Source organism: Kitasatospora sp. NPDC038210 (genome assembly GCF_055600605.1).
In genome coordinates, this window is the sequence record NZ_JBVJYK010000005.1 from 445,567 (window position 1) to 465,729 (window position 20,163).

At 74.1% G+C, this 20,163-nt stretch carries 19 protein-coding genes; 11 read left to right on the forward strand and 8 right to left on the reverse strand.

The window, feature by feature from the left end; genetic code table 11:
- Nucleotides 1–48 precede the first annotated feature (48 nt).
- The 3 genes from ACZ7KX_RS13650 to ACZ7KX_RS13660 form a co-directional block, all read right to left on the reverse strand.
- Entirely contained in the window at nucleotides 49–1,254 is a 1,206-nt protein-coding gene (locus ACZ7KX_RS13650; RefSeq protein ID WP_470326588.1) for a cytochrome P450, read from the reverse strand.
- Nucleotides 1,255–1,439: 185 nt separating this feature from the next.
- On the reverse strand, nucleotides 1,440–2,126 hold the full coding sequence (locus ACZ7KX_RS13655; RefSeq protein WP_470326694.1) for a response regulator: 687 nt from the start codon (nucleotides 2,124–2,126) through the stop codon (nucleotides 1,440–1,442).
- A 157-nt stretch (nucleotides 2,127–2,283) separates the two neighbouring features.
- Nucleotides 2,284–3,135 (reverse strand): sensor histidine kinase, encoded by an 852-nt coding sequence (locus ACZ7KX_RS13660; protein ID WP_470326589.1) that lies wholly within the window; start codon nucleotides 3,133–3,135, stop codon nucleotides 2,284–2,286.
- A 118-nt stretch (nucleotides 3,136–3,253) separates the two neighbouring features.
- On the opposite strand from ACZ7KX_RS13660, the gene ACZ7KX_RS13665 reads away from it, so the two are divergent.
- From ACZ7KX_RS13665 to ACZ7KX_RS13685, 5 genes are all read left to right on the forward strand, one after another.
- Complete coding sequence (locus ACZ7KX_RS13665) at nucleotides 3,254–3,979, forward strand: ABC transporter ATP-binding protein (protein ID WP_350524379.1); 726 nt, start codon at nucleotides 3,254–3,256, stop codon at nucleotides 3,977–3,979.
- A complete protein-coding gene (locus ACZ7KX_RS13670) occupies nucleotides 3,976–6,288 on the forward strand; it encodes an ABC transporter permease (RefSeq protein WP_470326590.1) in 2,313 nt (770 codons plus the stop codon). Before ACZ7KX_RS13665 ends, ACZ7KX_RS13670 begins: the two co-directional genes overlap by 4 nt.
- A 189-nt stretch (nucleotides 6,289–6,477) precedes the next feature.
- Nucleotides 6,478–7,749: a hypothetical protein gene (locus ACZ7KX_RS13675; protein ID WP_470326591.1), complete on the forward strand. Its 1,272-nt coding sequence runs from the start codon at nucleotides 6,478–6,480 to the stop codon at nucleotides 7,747–7,749.
- A gap of 48 nt (nucleotides 7,750–7,797) precedes the next feature.
- Nucleotides 7,798–8,733 carry a hydroxymethylbilane synthase gene (hemC, locus tag ACZ7KX_RS13680; protein ID WP_470326592.1) on the forward strand — a complete coding sequence of 312 codons (936 nt, stop codon included), beginning with the start codon at nucleotides 7,798–7,800 and terminating at the stop codon, nucleotides 8,731–8,733.
- 188 nt (nucleotides 8,734–8,921) lie between these two features.
- Nucleotides 8,922–9,458, forward strand: coding sequence for a hypothetical protein (locus ACZ7KX_RS13685; protein ID WP_350524375.1), 537 nt, complete (start codon nucleotides 8,922–8,924; stop codon nucleotides 9,456–9,458).
- A gap of 6 nt (nucleotides 9,459–9,464) precedes the next feature.
- On the opposite strand, the gene ACZ7KX_RS13690 is transcribed toward ACZ7KX_RS13685, so the two are convergent.
- Entirely contained in the window at nucleotides 9,465–10,166 is a 702-nt protein-coding gene (locus ACZ7KX_RS13690) for a winged helix-turn-helix domain-containing protein (RefSeq protein WP_470326593.1), read from the reverse strand.
- A 71-nt stretch (nucleotides 10,167–10,237) separates the two neighbouring features.
- Here ACZ7KX_RS13690 and def point away from each other — a divergent pair, with 71 nt between their 5' ends.
- The 3 genes from def (at nucleotide 10,238) to ACZ7KX_RS13705 (ending at nucleotide 12,263) form a co-directional block, all read left to right on the forward strand.
- Complete coding sequence (gene def / locus ACZ7KX_RS13695) at nucleotides 10,238–10,885, forward strand: peptide deformylase (protein ID WP_470326594.1); 648 nt, start codon at nucleotides 10,238–10,240, stop codon at nucleotides 10,883–10,885.
- A complete protein-coding gene (locus ACZ7KX_RS13700; protein ID WP_470326595.1) occupies nucleotides 10,882–11,631 on the forward strand; it encodes a class I SAM-dependent methyltransferase in 750 nt (249 codons plus the stop codon). The genes def and ACZ7KX_RS13700 overlap by 4 nt, the downstream gene beginning before the upstream one ends.
- Before the next feature lie 74 nt (nucleotides 11,632–11,705).
- Complete coding sequence (locus ACZ7KX_RS13705; protein WP_470326596.1) at nucleotides 11,706–12,263, forward strand: hypothetical protein; 558 nt, start codon at nucleotides 11,706–11,708, stop codon at nucleotides 12,261–12,263.
- 628 nt (nucleotides 12,264–12,891) lie between these two features.
- Here ACZ7KX_RS13705 and ACZ7KX_RS13710 read toward each other — a convergent pair.
- Nucleotides 12,892–13,602 (reverse strand): TetR/AcrR family transcriptional regulator, encoded by a 711-nt coding sequence (locus ACZ7KX_RS13710; protein ID WP_470326597.1) that lies wholly within the window; start codon nucleotides 13,600–13,602, stop codon nucleotides 12,892–12,894.
- Nucleotides 13,603–13,714: 112 nt separating this feature from the next.
- Between ACZ7KX_RS13710 and ACZ7KX_RS13715 the strand changes: the two genes are divergently transcribed.
- The gene (locus tag ACZ7KX_RS13715; protein ID WP_470326598.1) at nucleotides 13,715–14,458 is read left to right on the forward strand and encodes an SDR family oxidoreductase; all 744 of its coding nucleotides are present in this window, start codon (nucleotides 13,715–13,717) and stop codon (nucleotides 14,456–14,458) included.
- Nucleotides 14,459–14,589: 131 nt separating this feature from the next.
- The gene (locus tag ACZ7KX_RS13720) at nucleotides 14,590–15,126 is read left to right on the forward strand and encodes a hypothetical protein (protein ID WP_470326599.1); all 537 of its coding nucleotides are present in this window, start codon (nucleotides 14,590–14,592) and stop codon (nucleotides 15,124–15,126) included.
- Here ACZ7KX_RS13720 and ACZ7KX_RS13725 read toward each other — a convergent pair.
- From ACZ7KX_RS13725 to ACZ7KX_RS13735, 3 genes are all read right to left on the reverse strand, one after another.
- The gene (locus ACZ7KX_RS13725; protein ID WP_470326600.1) at nucleotides 15,098–16,564 is read right to left on the reverse strand and encodes an SDR family oxidoreductase; all 1,467 of its coding nucleotides are present in this window, start codon (nucleotides 16,562–16,564) and stop codon (nucleotides 15,098–15,100) included. The genes ACZ7KX_RS13720 and ACZ7KX_RS13725 overlap by 29 nt on opposite strands.
- A 227-nt stretch (nucleotides 16,565–16,791) precedes the next feature.
- Nucleotides 16,792–18,312 carry a carbohydrate binding domain-containing protein gene (locus ACZ7KX_RS13730; RefSeq protein WP_470326601.1) on the reverse strand — a complete coding sequence of 507 codons (1,521 nt, stop codon included), beginning with the start codon at nucleotides 18,310–18,312 and terminating at the stop codon, nucleotides 16,792–16,794.
- Between the two features lie 235 nt (nucleotides 18,313–18,547).
- On the reverse strand, nucleotides 18,548–19,144 hold the full coding sequence (locus tag ACZ7KX_RS13735; protein WP_470326602.1) for a choice-of-anchor C family protein: 597 nt from the start codon (nucleotides 19,142–19,144) through the stop codon (nucleotides 18,548–18,550).
- Between the two features lie 295 nt (nucleotides 19,145–19,439).
- Here ACZ7KX_RS13735 and ACZ7KX_RS13740 point away from each other — a divergent pair, with 295 nt between their 5' ends.
- A complete protein-coding gene (locus ACZ7KX_RS13740; RefSeq protein WP_470326603.1) occupies nucleotides 19,440–20,087 on the forward strand; it encodes a GDSL-type esterase/lipase family protein in 648 nt (215 codons plus the stop codon).
- Nucleotides 20,088–20,163 lie beyond the last annotated feature (76 nt).

A 20,163-nucleotide genomic window follows, 5' to 3' on the forward strand; every position in this document is an offset into this window, starting at 1 on the left:
GGGGCAGGCCGGTGGATGCGTGGAACGGGTGCGGGCGGCGCGGCGCGGCTACCAGGCCACCGGCAGGGTGCGCGGGAAGCGCCAGATCGAGCCGGAGTCCCAGTCGAGTTCGGCCGGTTCGACGGCCAGCCGCAGGCCGGGGAAGCGCCGCAGCAGGGTGCCGATGGCGACCTGCAGCTCCATCCGGGCCAGGTGTGCGCCGAGGCAGTGGTGCTGGCCGTACCCGAAGGTCATGTGGGTGGGTGCGCCGCGGTCGAGGTCCAGCTCGTCGGGGCGCTCGTACACCGCCGGGTCGCGGTTGGCGGTCAGGTAGGAGACGTGCACCGCCTCGCCGGCCCGGATCAGCACCCCGCCCAGTTCCACGTCCTCGGTCGCGACCCGGGCGATGCCGACGCCCTGGCGGAACGGGATGAAGCGCAGCAGCTCCTCCAGGGCGCGCGGCAGCATCTCGGGCCGGGCGCGGAGCAGGGCGAGCTGCTCGGGGTGGGTGAGCAGGGTGTGGGTGATGTTGCCGAGCTGGTAGGTGCTGGTGTCGTGCCCGGTGACCAGCAGGACCATCGCCATCACGGTCAGCTCGTCGGCGTCCAGCAGCTCGTCACCGTCGCGGGCGGTGGCCAGGGCGCTGATCAGGTCCTCGCCCGGGGCGGCGCGGCGGGCCGCGGTCAGCTCGCCGAAGTAGGCGCGCAGCGCGGTCTTGGCGGTCTCCTGGCCGTCCCGGCTGCCCGGGCCCATCCGCATCATCGCGACGGCGTGGCCGCGCAGTTCGGCGCGGTCGGCCTCGGGGATGCCGAGCAGTTCGCAGATGGTGGTGAGCGGGAGCCGGCCGGCCAGGAAGTGCATCAGGTCGGCGGGGGAGCCGTGCTCGGTCATCTCGTCGTAGTAGCCGTCGACGATCCGCTGGGTGGCCGGGCGCATCCGTTCGACCTGGCGGTTGGTGAAGCCCTGGGCGACCAGCCGGCGCAGCCGGTTGTGGGCGGGCGGGTCCATCAGGTTGATCGCTTCCGCCTGGGCGATCGGGGCGGGCGTCATCCGCGGCAGGTCACGGCCGATGCCCGCGGCGCGGCTGAACCGGCGGTCGGTGGTGACCACCCGGACGTCCTCGTAGCGGGTGGCCAGCCAGGCCTCGCCCTCGCCGTGCGGCAGCCGGATCCGGGCGATCGGGGCCTCGGTGAGCAGCCGCTTGAGGAGGGGGTCGAACTCCAGGCCGTCGGTGTGGTGGAAGGGGCAGTCCCACACGGGGGCGGTGGTGGTCACGGGCCTGTCCAATTGTCTTCGTCATGCCGGGTGATGCCGCCCGAGGTGGTTCTTCCGTTCGGGCGCGGACATGCAGATGTTGCCCCATGGATTCGCAAAAAGGGCGATTCGACGGGGAGTTAGCTCTAATGAGTGAGATGCATGATTGTCATGCGAACTGCCTGTTGTGGTAGGCCAGTTGGGGATCAGCTGCCGCCCGGCGCGACCAGGCCGGTCTCGTAGGCGAGGACCACCGCCTGCGCCCGGTCGCGCAGGTTCAACTTGGCGAAGATCCGGGCCACGTGCGTCTTCACCGTCGACTCGCTGAGGGTGAGCTCGCGCGCCAGCTCGGTGTTGGAGAGCCCGCGTCCGAGCAGGGCGAGCACCTCCGCCTCGCGCGGGGTGAGCGGGGCGAGGTCCCGGTGCAGCGGCGGGCCCTCGGCGCCGGGAGCCGGTCGCGGGGCGCCGGCCGCGAAGCGCTCGACCAGGCGCCGGGTGATCGAGGGCGCGAGCAGGGCGTCCCCGGTGTCCACCAGCCGTACGGCGGCCGCGAGATGGGCGGAGGTGACGTCCTTGAGCAGGAAGCCGCTCGCCCCGGCGGCCAGGGCGGCGTAGACGTAGTGGTCGAGGTCGAAGGTGGTCAGCATGATCACCCGGCAGCCCGGCACCCGGGCGAGGATCCGGCGGGCGGCCTCCAGGCCGTCCGTGCCGGGCATCCGGATGTCCAGCAGGGCGACGTCCGGCCGGTGCAGGACGGCGGCGGCCACCGCCGCCTCGCCGTCGCCGGCCTCGGCGACCACGTCGATGCCGCGCGCGGTCAGGATCATCCGGAAGCCGGTGCGGACCAGCTCCTGGTCGTCGGCGATCACCACCCGGGGGCGGCGCTCCGCCACCGGGTCCCGCACCTCCGCCGCGGTGCCCTCCGCCGCGGTGCCCTCGCCCACGCTGTCCTCGCCCACGGTGCCCCCTCTGCAGTGATCTCTTCCACGGCTCTCCCCGTCGAGGCGTGCGTTGCCTCACGGCGTGCGTTCCCTTACGTCGTGCGCTCGGTCACGGCCGGTCCAGCGGGATGCGGGCGCGGACCCGGTAGCCGCCGCCGAGCCGGCGCCGGGCGTCCAGGTCCCCGCCGTACACGGCGACCCGCTCGCGCAGGCCGAGCAGCCCGCGCCCGGTGCCGTCGGCCGGGCGCGGCGCCGGGGCGGGGCCGTCGGCGAGCACGCTGGGCCCGCTGTTGAGCACCTCGACCCGCAGGTAGTGGTCCGCATAGCGCACCGTCACCTCCGCCGTGACCCCGTCCCCGTGCTTGAGCGCGTTGGTCAGCGCCTCCTGGACGATCCGGTACGCCGTCACGTCGATGCCCGCCGGGAGCGGTCGGGGCTCGCCGGAGATCCGCACCTCGACCGGCAGCCCGGCGAAGGCGAAGCGGTCGATCAGCGGGCTCAGCCGGCTCAGGCTCGGCTGCGGCGCGAAGCCGCCCCCGTCCGGCTCCTCGCTGCCGTCCGCGGCGGGTGCGAGCAGGCCGAGCAGGTGCCGGAGTTCGGTCATCGCGTCCCGCCCGGCGGCCTCGACCGCGCCCATCGCCGCCGCGGCCTCCTCGGGCATGGTGGCCAGCACCTCGCGCGCCGCCCCGGCCTGCACCACCATCAGGCTCACGTTGTGGCTGACGATGTCGTGCAACTCGGCGGCGATCCGGGCCCGTTCGGCGTCCACGGCGGTCCGGGCGGCGCTCTCCCGCTCCCGCTCCAACAGCCAGCCGCGCTCGCCGATCGCCGACCGGTACTGCCGGCGCGCCCGCACGAGCGCCACGGCCAGCCGGCCGGCCCCCGCGCACGCCGCCCCCGCCACCGCGACGGACGCCCACTCCACTTCCGTTCCCCACACGGCGTCAGCTTCCCAGGTCACGGCATGATCCACATCATCCGGGGGTGCCGCGCCCGTACATCTCCGGTACTACGGCGGCCCGCGGTTACACCCAGGGTGGGACGTACCGGCCGGGCGCCCGCGCCTACCGTCGTCCACCATGAGCAACGACCACGACGGGACCTCCCGGCCGGACGACGCGCAGGTCGTCGTCGAGCTGTCCGGGGTGCACAAGGAGTTCGGCGACGCCAAGGCGCTCGACGGCGTCGACCTGCGGATCCGGGCGGGCGAGGCGGTCGCCGTGATGGGCCCCTCGGGGTGCGGCAAGTCCACCCTGCTGAACATGGTGGCCGGGCTGGACCGGCCCACCGCCGGCACCGTCCGGGTGCAGGGCCAGGACCTCGGCGGGCTGAACGAGACCGGCCTGGCGCTGTTCCGCCGCCGGCACATCGGGATGATCTTCCAGTTCTTCAACCTGATCGACGACCTCCCGGCCCTCGACAACGTCGCCCTGGCCGCCCAGCTGACCGGCACCACCGCCCGCCAGGCCCGCCGCCGCGCGCTGGAACTGCTGGACGAGCTCGGCGTCGCGCACCGCAAGGACGTCTACCCGGCCGCGCTCAGCGGCGGCGAGCGCCAGCGGGTCGCGGTGGCCCGGGCACTGATGAACCGCCCGGCCCTGCTGCTCGCCGACGAGCCGACCGGCGCACTGGACAGCCGCTCCGGCGAGCAGGTGATGGACCTGCTGATCGACCTCAACCAGATCGGGCAGACCCTGCTGATCGTCACCCACGACCCCGACCTGGCCACCCGCTGCGCCAGTCGGCTGGTCGAAGTGGCGGACGGCCGGGTGGCGCGCGAGCGGATGCTGGAGGCCCGGTCGTGAACGGCGGAGCCGTCTGGCGGGCCTCGCGCGCGGCGGTGAAGCGCCGCAGGGTCCAGACCATCGTGATCGGCCTGGTGGTCTTCTGCTCCACCACGACCGTGCTGCTCGCCCTCGCGGTGATCAGCGCCGCCCGGGCCCCCTTCGACGACGCCTTCGGCGCCCAGCGCGGAGCGCACGTCGTGGCCGCCTTCGACGCCGGCAAGGCATCCGCGGAGCAACTCGCCGCCACCGCCCACCGGCCGGGCGTCGAGGCCGCCGCCGGGCCGTTCGACCAGGTCGTGGTCGAGATCCCCACCGACTGGGCCGGCAGCCCGCCGGGCCCGCTGCCGCTGGTCGGCCGGGCCGACCCCGGCGGCCCGGTGGACCGGGTCGAGCTCCTGTCCGGGCGCTGGGTCGCCGCCCCCGGCGAAGTGGTGCTCGACTCGCCGTTCGGCGGCCCCGGGACGAGCCAGCTCGGCAAACCGATCACCACCGACCGGGGACTGAAGCTCACCGTCGTCGGCTTCGCCACCAGCATGAGCCGGTCCGCCGGCGGCTGGGTCACCCCCGGGCAGGCCGCCGACCTGCAGCCCACCGGACGGCAGATGCTCTACCGCTTCGCCGATGCCGACACCGCGCGGCAGGTCACCGCGTCCCTCGGCACGGCCACCGAGGGCCTGCCCGCCGACGCGCTCACCAGTGCGCAGTCCTACCTGGTGCTCAAGCAGGCCTTCTCGGCCGGCGCCGACGCCTACCTGCCGCTGATGACGGTCTTCGGCGTGCTCGGCCTGGTGGTCGCCACGCTCATCGTCGGCAACGTGGTGAGCGGCGCGGTGGTCTCCGGCTACCGGCACATCGGCGTGCTGAAGTCGATCGGCTTCACCCCGCGCCAGGTCGTCACCGTCTACCTGACCATGGTCTCGGTGCCCGCGGTCGTCGGCACCGTCCTCGGTACGGCGGCCGGCTGGGCGGCGGCGTTCCCGATCCTCCGGACCGCCTTCAGCGGGATCATGACCGGCGTCGCCGTGATCGAACCGGCCGGCTGGCTGCCCGCCGCCACCCTGGCCGGCGTCCCGCTGCTGGTCGCCCTCGCCGCGCTCGTCCCGGCCTCCAGGGCGCACCGCCTCTCCGCCGCCCAGGCCATCTCGGCGGGCAGCGCGCCGCGCACCGGACGCGGGCTGAAGGTCCAGCGCCTGCTCGGCGGCACCCGGCTGCCGCGCGCCGTCAGCCTCGGCCTCGGCCAGCCCTTCGCCCGACCCGCCCGGACCGCGCTGACCATGGCGGCGATCGTGCTCGGCGTGGTCACCGTGACGGTGACCACCGGCGTGAGCAGCACCCTGAGCCGGACCATGGCCCCGGCCGACGACAGCACCCACGTCAACGTGCAGACCGCCCACTTCGCGGGCAACCGGACCGCGCCACGGCTCACCCCCGCCCAGACCGAGGCGATGCTGCGCGCCACCCCCGGCGCGGAGGGCGTCGTGACCCGGGGACTGGTCCGGGTGGGCCTGATCGGCTACCCCCAGCCCGTCTTCGGCGACTTCTACGGCGGCGACGACATCGGGGCCAGCAAGTGGCTCCGGGTGGTCGAGGGCCGCCCGCCGACCGGCCCGAACGAGGTCGCGGCCGGACCGGCCTTCCTCGACCAGCGCGGCCTCAGGCTCGGCGACCGGCTCACCCTCGACCTGGAGGGCCGGCACCTGACCGTCACCATCGTCGGCAAGGACGTCGAGGGCAACCCGAACGCGATCACCTCCAACGACGCGACCCGGGCCGCGCTCACCGACGACCCCCACCACGTCGAGTACGACGTACGGCTCGCCGAGGGCGCCGACGCCGGGGCGTACCGGAAGGCCGTGACGGACGCCGACCCGAGCCTGACGCCCTCCGTCGTCACGCCGCACCCGGACGCGGGCACCGTCGCGGTCAAGAGCTTCACCACGACGTTCACCGTCCTGCTGTCGGTCGTCGCCGCGCTCGGCGTCTTCAACACCCTGCTGCTCACCATCCGGGAACGCCGCCGCGACCTCGGCATGCTGAAGTCGATCGGGATGACGCCCCGGCAGGTCGTCACGATGACGATCACCTCGGTGGCCTGGCAGGGCGCGCTCAGCGGCGTCATCGGGATCCCGGTCGGGATCCTGACGCACCGGCTGATCGTCGAGAACGTCCGGATCATCGCCTTCACGGACGATGCGATCGACGTCTGGGGCGCCCCCCTGCTCACCGGCCTCGCCCTCGCGGGGGTCGTGATCGCCGTCCTCGGGGCACTCGTCCCGGCGCGATCGGCGGCCCGGCTGTCGATCGCGGAGGTGCTGCACAACGAGTGAGCCACGGGGGTGTGGGTGTGGGTGTGGGTGGGTGTGGCATGTGGGTGCGGGCGGGGGTGTGGGGTGCGGGCGTCGGCCGGCTGTTCGTCGCGCCCGGCCGTCGCGCCCGGCCGTCGTTCCCGCCGGAACCGCCCGACCGTCCGCCCGCGTCCCAACTCCCGCTGAGGACAAGGTGATCGGGAGGACGTCGTGTCACTGTTCAGGGCGCCGGGCCTGGGCCGCCGGGCCGCGGTCACACTCGGCGGGATCGTCCTGCTCAGGCTCGGGCAGAACCTGCCGCTGCCGGGCGTGGACCCGGCCGTGCTCGGGCGGGTCGCGGACGGGGCACTGCCCGGCGACCGGGTGCGCGGACTGGTCGACCTCGTCACCGGCGGCGGGCTGTACCGACTGGCGCTGCTCCCGTTCGGGGTGCTGCCGTTCCTCCTGGCCCGCCTGACCGTCCCCGCCCTCGCCCGGCTGCACCCCCGGCTCGGCGCACTGCGCGCAGTGCGCCCCGGGCTGCTCCTGCTGCAGCGCCGGACCGCCCTCGCGCTCGGACTGCTCGGCGGCCTCGCCCTCGCACTGGTCACGGCGACCGGACACCTGCTGCCCGGCGCGGCGGCCGGGGACGGCGTACTGCGGCTGCACGGCGCGCTCGCCGTCGCCGTCCTGACCGCCGGGGCCGCCGCGGGCACGGCGGCGCTGGTGCCGCTCACCCGGTGGATGGACCGGAACGGGCTCGGCGACGCGATCGCGGTACTGCTGTTCGCCCAGGTCGCGGCCGTGCTGCCCGGACGGCTGTGGGCCGTCCGGGAACGGGCCGGGTCCGGCGCGTACGTGCTGGTGCTGGTGGCCGTGCTGGTGGGGCTGGCCGCGGCGACCGCCCTGGTGACAGCCGGACGCAAGGGGGAGCGGCGGGTCGAGCTGTTCTACTCCCCGCTCGGCGGGCGGCGTGCGGGCGCCGAACGCCGCTACCTGCCGCTGGTGCTCAGCCACCGGGGATTCGTCCCGGCGGTGGCCGCCGCCCTGCTGCTCGCTCCGCTGCGGCTGCCGTGGTTCCCCTACCTGGTGCTGCTGTTCCTGCTCGCCGCGGCCGGGTCCTGGCTGGCCGTGCTGGACGGCCGGTCCGTGCTGACCGACGCCGACAAACTGCTGCGCACCCGCGCGTACGTCCCCGGCGTCGAGCCCGGCAGGGCGACCGTCGACCACCTCGCCGCCGTACGCGGCCGGCTCGCCGTCGCCGAGATGCTGGGTACCGGAGTGGTCGCCGTCCTGCCGGCGCTCGTGCTGTCGGCGGCGGGCGCGGTCGGCGGACTCGGCGGGTTCGGGGTGTTCGGGGTGTTCGGCGGGGCCGGGGGTGCCGGGGGCTACGCGTTCGGCGGGGCGAGCGTGCTGGTGGTCGCCGGGGCCTCGATCGACGCGGCGGGGCCGCTGTTGCAGGACGTGCAGCGGAGGCGGATGAGGCGGCACCATGCGCCATAAGCCTGACGTGCCGTCAATGACGGCTGTTCGAAGGCCTATCATCGCGCCATGTCCACCGCTGAGCTGATCCGTATCGTCTCCCGCTCCTCGCCCATGGCGCTCGCCCAGGTCGAGCGGGTCCGCGCCGAACTCGCCGTCCTGCACCCGGACCTTCGCACCGAGGTGGTGCCGGTCACCACCTCGGGCGACCGCTGGACCGGCGACCTCGCCCACCTGGGCGGCAAGGGCGCCTTCACCAAGGAGGTCGACGCCGCGCTGCTCGCCGGGGAGGCCGACGTCGCCGTGCACTGCCTCAAGGACGTTCCCGCCGACCGTCCGCTGCCCGCCGGCACCGTCTTCGCCGCCTACCTGCGCCGGGACGACATCCGCGACGCCCTCGTCCACCCCGGTGGCCTGACCCTCGCCGAACTCCCGCCCGGCACCCGGATCGGCACCTCCTCCGTCCGCCGCACCGCCCAACTCGCCGCCTCCCACCCGCACCTGGAGTGCGTGCCGATCCGCGGCAACGCCAACAGCCGGCTCGCCAAGCTCGACGCCGGGACGGTGGACGCCCTGCTGCTCGCCGTCTCCGGCCTGGAACGGATCGGCGAGCAGGCGCGGATCACCGAGATCCTCGGCGTCGACGCGATGTGCCCGCCCATCGGCGCCGGGATCCTCGTCCTGCAGTGCCGCGAGGACGACACCGCGACCATCGACGCCGTCACCACGCTCGGCCACCACGACACCTGGCGGGAGGCGGCGGCCGAACGGATGTTCCTGCACGTGCTGCAGGGCCACTGCAACAGCCCGATCGCCGGCTACGCCAAGGCCGAGGCGGACGGCCGCCTCTCGCTGCGCGGCCGGGTCTTCACCCCGGACGGCAAGCAGGTGCTGGACGCCCACGAGTGGGCGGGCGCGCTCAGCCCGGAGGACCTGGGGACCTCGGTCGCCCTTGCGCTCAAGCGGCAGGGGGCGCAGGAGCTGATCTCCTCCATCCCGCACTGACCGTCCCGTCCGGGGCGGGCGCCCCCGGGGCCCGGACGGCGGAGAGCCGGTCCGGGTGCACGGTCCGCCGTCTCCGACGCGCGTACGTCCGGCTCGTCCGGGCGTGCGGTGTCCCGTCCCGGGGTGACGCGCGGAGATTCCCCCCTCGGGGCGAGAACCGGCCGCGGGTGCGCGGCGTCCGTTGAGGAGTGATCAGTGCGGTGCTCGGCGGGATGCCGATGTTCTGGCCCGGGCTGCTGCTCTCGCTGGCGCCCGCGGCCCTGTTGAACCGGCCGGTGGGGCGGTTGCTGCGGGCCCACTGGGCGGTGGGCTTCGTCCTGCTGCTCGGGCTCGGTGGGGTGGTCGTGGCGACGCTGCTGCCGGAGGCGTTCCGGCTCTCCGAGGACGCCGTGCGGCACTGCACCGTCGAGGGCGGGCGGCCTCGGTCGCCGTACGAGCTGCTGCACGTCCGGTACATCGAGCTCAAGCTGGCGACCTACGCCCCGGTCGGCTTCGCGGCCGCCTTGGCGGGGACCAGGCGGCGGGCGGTGGTGGCGCTGCTCGGCGCGGCGGTGCTGCCGTTCGCGGTGTCGGCGATGCACTACGCGCTGCCGGTGATCGGGCGGTCCTGCGATGTGCAGGACGTCTGGGACGGGGTGCAGGGAGTCGTGCTGGGCGCGGCGGTGGGGCTCCTGGTCGGTCCGCTGGGACGGGCGGTGGCCCGGCAGTCCTGGCGCCGGGCCTGAGCGTGGTCACCGTTCCTCGGGCAGCTCCCCGGGGTGCGGGTCGGGGCTCGCGGCCGGGTTCGGGTCGGGGCTCGCGGCCGGGTTCGGGGTGGGGAGCGCGGCGGGAAGCGCGTCGAGGAGAGGGAAGAGGCGCGTGACGGCGGCGACCGGGCGGGCCCCGGCGGGGCGGGTGGCCGGGTCGGCTTCGCGGCTCCGGTAGCGGGCGAGGACCTGACGGACGGCCTCGCCGACGGCCGGGAGCTCGTCGGGGGTGAGGTAGACGACGGTGCTGAAGGCTTCGTCGTGCTGCCAGTCGGCGGGGGCTTCGGCGCGGTGGGCGAGCCAGCGTCGGTAGCTCTCGTCCTCCAGGCCGCGGGCCAGCGCGCCGAACCCGTCGCCGAACTCCTCGCCGGCTCCAGGGCCGTCCCCGTTGCCGGGCTCGCTGTCGGGCTCGCCGTGCCGGCCGTCGGGCTCCTGCGGGTTCCGGGGCGCCTGCGCCCGGGGCAGGCGCCAGGGGCGGGCGCGGCCGTCGACCGGCGGGGCCTCCTCGATCAGGCCGTGCCGGCCGAGCTGTCGCAGGTGGAACGAGCAGAGGCCGGAGCTGACGCCGAGCCGGGCGGAGGCCTCGGTGGAGGTGATGGTGCCGTGCTCGGCGAGCAGGTCCAGCAGGGTGGTGCGGACGGCGTGCTCGGGCAGGGCGCCGGCGGTGGCGAGATCTTCTTCGGTCACTTTGCAAAGTCTGCTACTTTGCAAAGTCGGTGACAAGTTGTCATGCCTGGACTGCGTCGAGGAGCACGCCCATGTCCGACCTGCGCGAACGTCCCCCCGTCCTGCGAATCACCGAGATCGGGGAGCCGATCCTGCACGGCCCCTGCCGCCCGGCCGGCGAACAGGACTACGGCAGTGAGGAGTTGGCGCAGCTGATCGACTCCATGTTCCTGACCATGTACGTGGCCGCCGGCTGCGGGCTCGCCGCCAACCAGGTCGACGTGGACCTGCGCCTCTTCGTCTACGACTGCCCCGACGACGACGGCGTCCGGCACACCGGCCACCTGCTCAACCCGGTCGTCGAGCCGCAAGCCGCCGGACGTCGGCTGATCGAGGACGCCGAGGGCTGCCTCTCCGTCCCCGGCGCGGGCACCCCCGCGCTCGCCCGTCCGGCCCGCGCGGTGGTGCGCGGCTTCGACCGGCACGGCAGCCCGCGCACCGTCGAGGCCACCGGCTACTTCGCCCGCTGCCTGCAGCACGAGACCGACCACCTCGACGGCCGGCTGTACGTGGACCGGCTCTCGCGGCGCGACCGCAAGGACGTGCTCCGGCAGACCGCGGACCGCCGGGAGGAGGTGTTCGCGCGGCGGGCAACGGCCGGCGAGCGGCCGGACTGGGGCGGGACGGTGCAGGAGTGCGACGCGTCGTGCCGCTGCCGGCGCCTGGAGGCGCGGGCGTGAGCGAGCCCGACTTCCTCGCCGCGATCCGGACCTCCTACGACACCGTCGCCGCCGACTACGTCCGGAGGGTCGTCCCGCCGACCGGGATGGACTCCCTCTCGCAGGCGATGCTGGCCGCCTTCGCGGAGCTGGTGCGGGGTGCGGGCGTGGGCGGGCGTGCGGGTACGGGTACGGGTACGGGTGCGAGTGCGGGTGCAAGCGTGGGCGTGGGTACGGGCGTCGGTGCGAGCGCGGGGCCGGGGGCGGGTGCGCCGGTGGGTCCGGTCGCCGACCTCGGTTGCGGGCCGGGCAGGGTCACCGCCCACCTGGCGGCGCTGGGCGTGCCGGCCTTCGGGGTGGACATCTCCGGCGAGATGATCGCGCTCGCCCGTCGCGCGTACCCCGAACTCCGGTTCCTGCAAGGCACGATGACCGACCTCGACCTGCCCGACGGCGCCCTCGGCGGCATTCTCGCCTGGTACTCCGTCCACCACACCCCGCCCGAGCTGCTGCCCGCGCTGTTCGCCGGGTTCCACCGCGTCCTCGCGCCCGGCGGCCACCTCCTCCTCGGAGGCCACGTCGGTGACGAACACCTGCGTCCGGTCTCGGGCTACGGCCACCCGGTGTCGTACTCCTCCTACCTCGTCCCGGCCGACCGCCTGGTCGACCTGCTGGCCGGGGCCGGCTTCACCGTCACCACGCGACTGGAACACCTGCGCCCGGAGCACCCGGGCCGCGGGTACGTCAGCCTGCTGGCGCACAGGTAGACGGCTCCGCCGGGGGAGGGGGTTGATTCGAGCGGACGAGGCGGGGCACCGGTGCTGTCGGCGACGGTGGACGCATGCTGACGAACATTCCGCTGGGCGACACCGAACGCCCCGTCCCCCGTTGGGCCCTCCGCCTGGCCAGGGCGCTCCCGTTCGTGGTGCTGCCGCACTGCTTGTGGCGGCTGCCGTTCGCGGTGGACTTCCGGATGGGGACGATCGACCCGGCCGCCCCGGCCTTCACCTGGTGGGCCACGCCGTACGTGATCGGCCTGAGCGTGCTCACCGAGGCGCTGGCGCTGCTCACCCTGGGGCTGGTCAGCGGATGGGGCGAGGTCTTCCCGTCCTGGGTGCCGTTCCTCCGGGGCCGACGGGTGCCGCGGCTCGCCGCCGTCGCTCCGGCGGTCCTCGGCGGGCTGGCGCTCGTCGCCCTCTTCGATCCCATGCCCCTCGCCTGGCTCGGCGTCCTCGGCTTCGAGGAGGTCGCGTACTCCAACGGCTGGTGGCAGGCCCTGGCCCGGGTCTGCACCTCTCCCAGCATGCTCTGGGGCCCGATCGTCCTGGCCCTCGCCTGCGCCTACCACCACCGCCGCCGCCCCACTCCCGACCCCCGCCCCGCCGGGGCCGCTATGTAGACCGACCGACATATTCCTGTCGCCCGCCCCGAGAGCCCGAGAGGTGCCTGCACAGGAAGTCGGCCCGCCCGACTTCTCATGCGGGTGCCGTTGCAGCGGAAGAGGGGAGAATATGACGCTCGGTCTACATACTTCTGCTTTGCCGCCTGCCTCTGCCGTGGAGCATCGCGCAGGAAGTCGACCAGGCCGACTTCCTGTGCGTTTGCGTGCGCACATCGCCTGGCCTGGGCAAATATGTGGACCGACCGTCATATTCTGCTGGGCGCGCCGCAGGAGTTGCGTGGGAAGTCGAACGGGCCGGCTTCCTGTGCGTGCGGCACCTTTGCGGGCGGGTTATGTAGACCGGTCGCCATATTCCTCTCGGCGTTGCACGGCGAGGGTGGCGAGGGGGTGGCGCGGGAAGTCGGGCCGATCGACTTTTCGTGCGGTTTGCCGCCGCGGGTAAGGCTCGCATGTAGACCGGTCTTCATATTCTGTGTGGGCTGATCCCGTGGTGCCGGCGTGGCCTCCGCGCCGGGCGCGTGCTGCGGGGTGCGGTGCTGCGCAGGAAGTCGGGCGGGCCGACTTCCTGCGCAACCGGGGGCTGGGGCCGGGGCTGGGAGGGGGCGGGCAGTGGCAGGGATGGGGGTCAGTCGGCAGCGTTTCCGGTGAGCAGGGAGTCGGCGAGGCGCTCGGCCGTCATCGGGTCCAGTGGGGAGTGCCCGAGGAGGAAGCGGTACCAGAACACCCCGTAGACCTGGTCCACGATCAGCTCCAGGTCGGCATCGTCGGCCAGTTCGCCGCGTTCGCGTCCGCGGAAGAGGAGCTCGCGCAGGGCGGTGCGGCGGGTGGCGGTGAAGGTCTGCATGAGTTCGGCGAGGTGCGGGTCGCGGGCGGCTTCGCGGACGAGGGTGCGCAGGGCGGAGGCCGTGGTGCTGCGCTGGGCGGCGTCGAAGGTGGTGGCGACGAAGGCGTGCAGGTCGGTGCGCAGCGTGCCGGTGTCGGGGCCGAGGACGTCCTGGTCGGCGCGGTCGGTGAGGGCGTCGAGCAGGACGGCGCCCTTGGAGGGCCACCACCGGTAGACGGTCTGCTTGCCGACGCCGGCCGTGCGGGCGATGGCGTCGATGGTGACCGGGGTGCCGTCCGAGTCGGCGAGCAGGTGGAGGGCGGCGTCGAGGATCGCCCGGTGGGCGGCTTCGTTGCGGCGGCGCCCGGTGTGCGGGCGGCTCGACGCGGCCTGCTCGGGCGCCCGGTCCGTCTGCTCCGGCTGCTGTGCCCGGACTGCCCGGACTTCCTGTGCCGCCTGTCCCGCCCGTTCCTCTCGCTCCGCCCGTTCCGCCCGGGGTTCGGTCTCGCTCATGGTCTTCCTCTCGTCGGCCCCGTTTCCTTGCCCCCGCTTGACAAGACTAGCAGTCTAGACAAATATCAATGCCAGAACCGACAGTCTCGACAAGTCGAAAGGCCCTACCGCCATGAGCACTGCGTCAAACCTCTTCGCCGGACAGCGCGTCGTCGTGATGGGCGGCAGCTCGGGCATCGGCGAGGCGGCCGCGACCGCCTTCGCGGCGGACGGTGCCGAGGTCGTGGTCACCGGCCGTGACCGCGAGCGGCTCGATGCCGCCGTGGCCCGGATCGGCGGCAAGACCACCGGTCGCCGGCTGGACGCGACCGACCCGGCCGCACTCGCCGAGTTCTTCGCCGACGAGGGCACCGTGGACCACCTGGTCGTCGCGGTCAGCGGCGCGGCCGGCAGCGGCCCGTTCGCCCAGCTCGACCTGGCCGACCTCGCGACCGGCTTCGACGCCAAGTTCTGGCCGCAGGTCCGCGTCCTGCAGACCGCGCTGCCGCACCTGCGCAAGGACGGCTCGGTCACCCTGATCACCGCGGCCTCCGCCCGCGCCGCCATCCCCGGCACGGCCGGGCTGGCCGCCATCAACGGTGCGCTGGAGGCGATGGTTCCGCCGCTGGCCGTCGAGCTCGCCCCGCTGCGGGTCAACGCCGTCTCGCCCGGCGTCATCGACACCCCCTGGTGGGACCGCGTCCCGGTCGAGCAGCGCACCGCGCTCTTCGAGGGCCTGGCCGCCACCACCCCGGTCGGCCGGGTCGGCCGCGCCGAGGACGTCGCCCGGGCGATCCACATGCTGGCCGCCAACACCTTCGTGACGGGCGTGGTGTTCGACTGCACCGGCGGCGCCAACCTGCCCACCGGGCGCTGACGGCGCGGACAAGCGTGGATGGCGCTGAGGGCTGACAGCGCCGAGGGCCGGCAGTGCTCAGAACGCCGGACGGCCCGGCCGGGGAGCTCCCCGGCCGGGCCGTCGTCACAGGTCCTCCGTACGGTTCGGCCGTGAGCGTTCCCGAACTGATCCCGATCCGGTACGAGCCGGAAGGGCGCACCCGTACCATCGGCCGCTGGCGGGGCGGCGCGTTCTTCGCCTCCGTCACGGGGCCGGCCGACCGGCCGGAGTGGTACGCGGTGCTGCACCGCTTCGACTCCGCCGGGCGGCACCTCGACTCGGCCGTCCGGGCCGCGGGCACCGGGCCCGAGGCCCGGCGGCTGCTGGAGGAGTGGCTCGGCGCCCTGCGCGGCCGGGAGTACGGGAGCATCGCGATCGCCCCGTTCGAAGTCCGGTTCGACGGCGTGCTGTTCGGCCTCGTCATCGAGGAAGACGACGAGCACGACGAGCACGACGAGCACGACGAGCACGACGAGCACGCCGAGGACGCCGAGGACGCCGACGAGGCCGACCGCTTCACCGTCGAGCTCCACCCGGACGGCCTGGGCTTCCACGCCCCCTGGTGCGGGTGCTACGACACCCGAGCAGCCGCACCGGGCCGCCGGTGGGCCCGGCCCGTCACCACTCCGCGACCCGGTAGTCCTTGAGGAACACCCCCGACACCGGGTGTCCCGCCTCGCCCCGCACGATCGGGTCGTAGACGCGGGCCGCGCCGTCCACGATGTCGAGCGGCGTGCGGAAGCCCCGTTCGGCCAGGCGGGCCTTCTTGGGGGCCGGGTTCTCGTCGGTGATCCAGCCGGTGTCGACGGCGCACATGTGCACGCCCTGCGGGGCGAGTTCGGCGGCGCTGGTGCGGGTGAGCATGTTGAGCGCGGCCTTGGCCATGTTGGTGTGCGGGTGCCGGGCGGTCTTGTTGCGCACGGCGAACCGGCCCTCCACCGCCGTGACGTTGACGATGTAGCGGGCGGGGTGCTGCGAGGCCATCAGTAGGGGCAGCAGCCGGTCGCAGAGCAGGGTCGGGGCCAGGGCGTTGACCAGCTGGGTTTCCAGGACCTCCGCCGGATCGAGCGAACCGAGCCTGGCGGACCAGGAGTTGTCGGCGGCTAGGTCGGGTAGCAGCCCGGCCTCGTCGGTGTGGTTGCGCAGCTCGACCGGGTTGTCCGGCCGGCCGGGCCCGCCCGGTTCCCCCAGGCCGCCGAGTCCGATCAACGACCCGGTGCCGGAGGGGAGTCGGGCGTACCCGTCGGCGGGCCGGAAGCCGGGTGCGTGGCTGATCGCCCGGCGGTCGGCGGTGGGCAGGGCGTCCTGCTCGCCGGCGGTCAGCAGGGCGTACGACTCGGGCGGGCGGCGCAGCGTCTGGGCGGCGTTGTTGACGAGGATGTCGAGCGGGCGCCCGTCGGCGCGCAACTGCTCGGTCAGTCCGATGACTTGGCGCGGGTCGCGGAGGTCGATGCCGACCACGGTGAGGCGCTCCCACCAGTGCTCACTGCCCTCGGCGGCGCGGAAGCGTCGGACGGTGTCCTGCGGGAAGCGGCTGGTGACGATCAGCTCGGCGCCGTCGCGCAGCATCATCAGCGCGAGCTGGAAGCCGATCTTCACCCGTCCGCCGGTGAGCAGGGCGCGACGCCCGCGCAGGTCGGTGCTGAGGCCCCGGCGCGCGGTGTTGTCTGCCGAGCAGTCCGGGCAGAGCATGTGGTAGAAGCCGTCGACCTGGCGGTAGGCCTGTTTGCAGACGTAGCACTTGCGCGGGATCGACAGCTCGCCGACCGGCCCGCGCGCCGGGGCGAGCGGCGCGTCCTCGCGGCGGTGCCGGCCGCCGGTCGCGGTGGCGGCGAGCAGCTCGGTGTCGGCCTGGCGGAGCGCCTCCCGGGCCTCCTGGCGGCGGCGCTTGCGGCTCTCCATGACGAAGGAGGTGAGCTGTCGTTCGGCGTGCAGCCGGGTGTGGTCGTGGGCGGGGAGTTCCCGCAGCCGGCCGAGGGTGTGGCTGAACGCGGCGAGTTCCTCGGGGGTGAGGCCCGCGGCGAAGGCTGCGTCGCTGGTCGGATGGTTCGTGCTGAGCTGGTTGTGGTCGTCCCGGACCGTCATGTCCGCCCCCTCGTGCCGTACAGGTGGGAGGGACAGTAGCCGACGGTCCGGGACGATGAGATGCCAATTTCCTCCGGCCAGACCCTGCCCGGACCCTGCCCGGACCCTGCCCGGACCCTGCCCGGACCCTGCCCGGACCCTGCCCGGACCCTGCCCGGGCCGGGCCCCGGTCGCGGTGGCGGCCGGGGCCGGGGCTCAGGGGGTGCGGTCCGCGGGCCGGTCCGCCGTCAGCCGGTGTACTGGGCGAAGAGCTTCGCGAACTCGTACGGCTGCTGCGGGATGTTGGTGCACTTGGAGAGCGAGCCGCCGGTGCAGGCGTTGGCGTCCCGGGTGGCGTCCCAGAAGGCGAGCAGGCCGAGGTGGTTCTGCTGGGCGAAGGTCACCAACTGCTGGGCGTCCGCCTGGTTGTAGACCTGGTGGTCGTCGTTCTCGCCGATCATCGGGGTCACGCCGACCATGGCCCACAGCCGGGCGTCGGTCTTCGCCGGGTAGAGCGCCTTGAGCTGGCCGAACAGCGACTGGGCGGCCTGGACGGCGGCGTTGCCGTAGTCCGTCCCGCTCCGGTAGTAGTCCATCGCCATGATGTTGACCAGGTCGGTGTCGACCCCGGCGTCGCGGGCCGACTTGACGATGGCGACGCCCTCGGCGGTCAGGCCCTCGGGCAGCACCGGCAGGGTGAAGGAGACCTTGAGGCCGGGGTGGGCCTGCTGCAGCTTGGCGAGCGCGGCGGAGCGGCGGTCGTTGGCGGCGGTGTCGGCGATCGCGGCGCCCTCGATGTCGAAGTCGACGTAGCGCAGGCCGTAGGCCTTCACCACGGCGTCGTACTCGGCGAACAGCGAGTCCACCGAGGTGCAGGCGGCGGCGAGTTCGGTGCCGCTGGCGCCGCCGAAGGAGACCTTGACGTCGCCGCCCGCCGCGCGCAGGGCGTCGACCTGGTCCTCGGCCCAGCCGGTGCGCGGGTCGTAGGCGTTGAACCAGCTGGCCTTGCAGCCGACGCCGGTGACGAAGCCCATCGTGTAGCCCTTGAGGTTGCCGGCCTTGGCGAGGGCGGGCATGGAGGGGGTGGGCCAGGCGCCCATGTCGATGTAGGGGGCGACCGGCAGCGCGACGTTCGGCGGCGGGGTGCTCGGGCCGCCGGTCGGGGTGCCGGTGGCCGTACCGGTCGGGGTCGGCGTGCCCGAACCGGGCGGCGGGGTGGTCGGGGTGCCGCCGGGGCCGGTCAGCGCGATGTCGTCGGCGAGGTAGCCGCCCTGCCCGTACCAGCCGTGCAGGTAGACGGTGACGCTGGTGGTGGCCGGCCCGGTGGTGAAGCCGGTGGACAGCTGCTGCCAGTCGGCGCCGCCCGGGGTCCAGGTGGCCGGGTCGGTGACGCCGCTGCCGGTGGCGCCGAGGTAGACGTACCGGCCCTGCACCCAGGCGCTCAGGCTGTACCGGGTGTTCGGCAGGACGCTGACGGTCTGGCTGCACTGCGCGGTGTCGCTCGCGCTCGCGGCCCCCTTCAGTGCGTACGTCCCGCCGTGCGCACCGCTGCCGGCGATGCTCCCGGTTCCGGCGGAACAGGTCCAGGGGCTGAGCGCGCCGCTCTCCAGGCCGCCGTTGGCGAGCAGGTTGCCGTCGGCGGCGCCGGCGTTGCCGGCGAGGACGGCCAGGCCGCCGGCGGCCAGTGCGGTGGCGGTGACGAGGCTCAGCAGGGTGGTCCGGCGGGCGGGGCGGCGGTGCGTGGGGGCGTGCTGGGGCGCGCTGGGCATGGGGGTGCCTCTCGGGACGTGGTGGCCGCCCGCGCCGCGAGGGGGGAGACACGGGCGGGCGGCGGCCTGGGGTGGTCCGGTGGGGGAGCGCGGTGCTGAGCATCAAACTGGACTAGACCAGCTGTGCACGTCAAGCACTTCCCCGCACCGGACGCCTCGCCGAGGGCAGGTTTTAGGGAGGGTTAAGGAGGCGACTCGCGGAGGCCGGTCGGGTGGCGCTCCGGGCCACGGCCGGTCAGCTGCAGCACGGCTTGCACTCCTTCACCTGCACGTCGTCGAGCACCGGCCCGTACGCCCCCGCCACGGTGCTGGTGAAGGTCAGGGTGGTGGAGGAGTTCTGTGCGACGAAGCTGAACTGCCGCCCCACGTAGCCCATCGCGGCCATGGTCTTGCCGGTGGAGTCGAAGGAGAAGTCCTGGAAGTCCTGGCCGTCGATCAGCGCCCTGCCGGTCTTCACGGCCGGTCCGCCCGCGGGGTTGGCGGCCAGCGCGTACGTCACCGAGTAGGTGGTGCCGGGGGTGGTGGTGAAGGTCTGGGCGATGGTGCCGCCGGTGCCGCCGTTGAGGTCGACCGACTGGTCGCCCTCGGCGGCCTGCCAGAAGCCGGCGCCGATCAGGTCGATGTTCCCGGCGATGATCCGCCACGGACCGATGGTCTGACCGGTGGCCAGGTTCGTGAAGGAGCCCGCCGGGGCCTTGGGCGACTCGAAGCTGCCGTCGTCGAAGCGGCTGAGCGCGCGGGTCCCGCCGGCGGCCTGGGCCGGGACGGCGAGTGCGGTGGCGGTGGCCGCGAGCAGGGCGACGGTGGCGGCACGGGTGCGCGAGAGCTGCATGGGTTGGTCCCCAATCGGTTGTGAACTGACGAGCCTGGTGATGGACCGACGAACCGATGATCGGCTGTGCACAGAGCGTCGACCGTCGCGGTGAGTCCTGCCAAGGCCGGACGGGCGGCGCCCGGTGGTGCGGGAGATCCGTGGGCGGGCGCCTGCGCGCCGGTTTGGCGCAGCGTCACCCGTGGTGGCCCGGTGGAAAGTCCGGGGACGAAGCTCGCGCCGTCGACGGCCGGCTCGCTCCGCCCGGTGGTGAAACCGGAAGCGTGCGCCCCGCTCGCACCCCTACGGTGGGCCGATGACCATACGAACAGGCTTCGACGGTCCGCGGATCTGCTTCCTCGGCGACTCCTTCGTCCAGGGCCTCGGCGACCCGGAGTTCCGCGGCTGGGTCGGCCGGGTGCTGCAGGCGGCCGCGCCGGGCGCCACCGCGTTCAACCTCGGGGTCAGGCGCGACACTTCGGCACAGGTGCGGCGCCGCTGGCAGGCCGAGGTCGAGGCGAGGACCGCTCCCGGCGCGGACAACCGGCTGGTGGTCTCGGTCGGCGCCAACGACGCGACGGAGGAGGACGGCGCGCCACGCGTGCCGCCGCTCGGGACGCTCGACAACCTCGCCGCCCTGCTCGGCGGCGCCCGCGCACTCGGCCTCGGCACGCTGGTGGTCGGCCCGCCGCCCGTGGTCTGCGACGGAGCGGCGCACCTGGACCGGCTGCGCGGCCTCGTTCCGCAACTGGCCGCGACCTGCGCCGCGTTCGGGGTCCCGTTCGTCGACGTCACCGAGACGCTGGCGGCCGATCCGGTGTGGGTGTCCGAGGCCGGGGCGGCGGACGGCGCTCACCCGGGCGCGGGCGGGTACGGGCGGCTGGCGGAGCTGGTCCTGGCGGGCGGGTTCCGTGAGTGGATCGGAACGGACTTGACCTTGAGTGCACTCCAAGGTGAATGCTGAAGGCGTTGATCACGCATCACCGCGCCGACCAGCACGCGAACCCGCGAACCGCCGCGCGAACCGGCCGGGGCGCGCG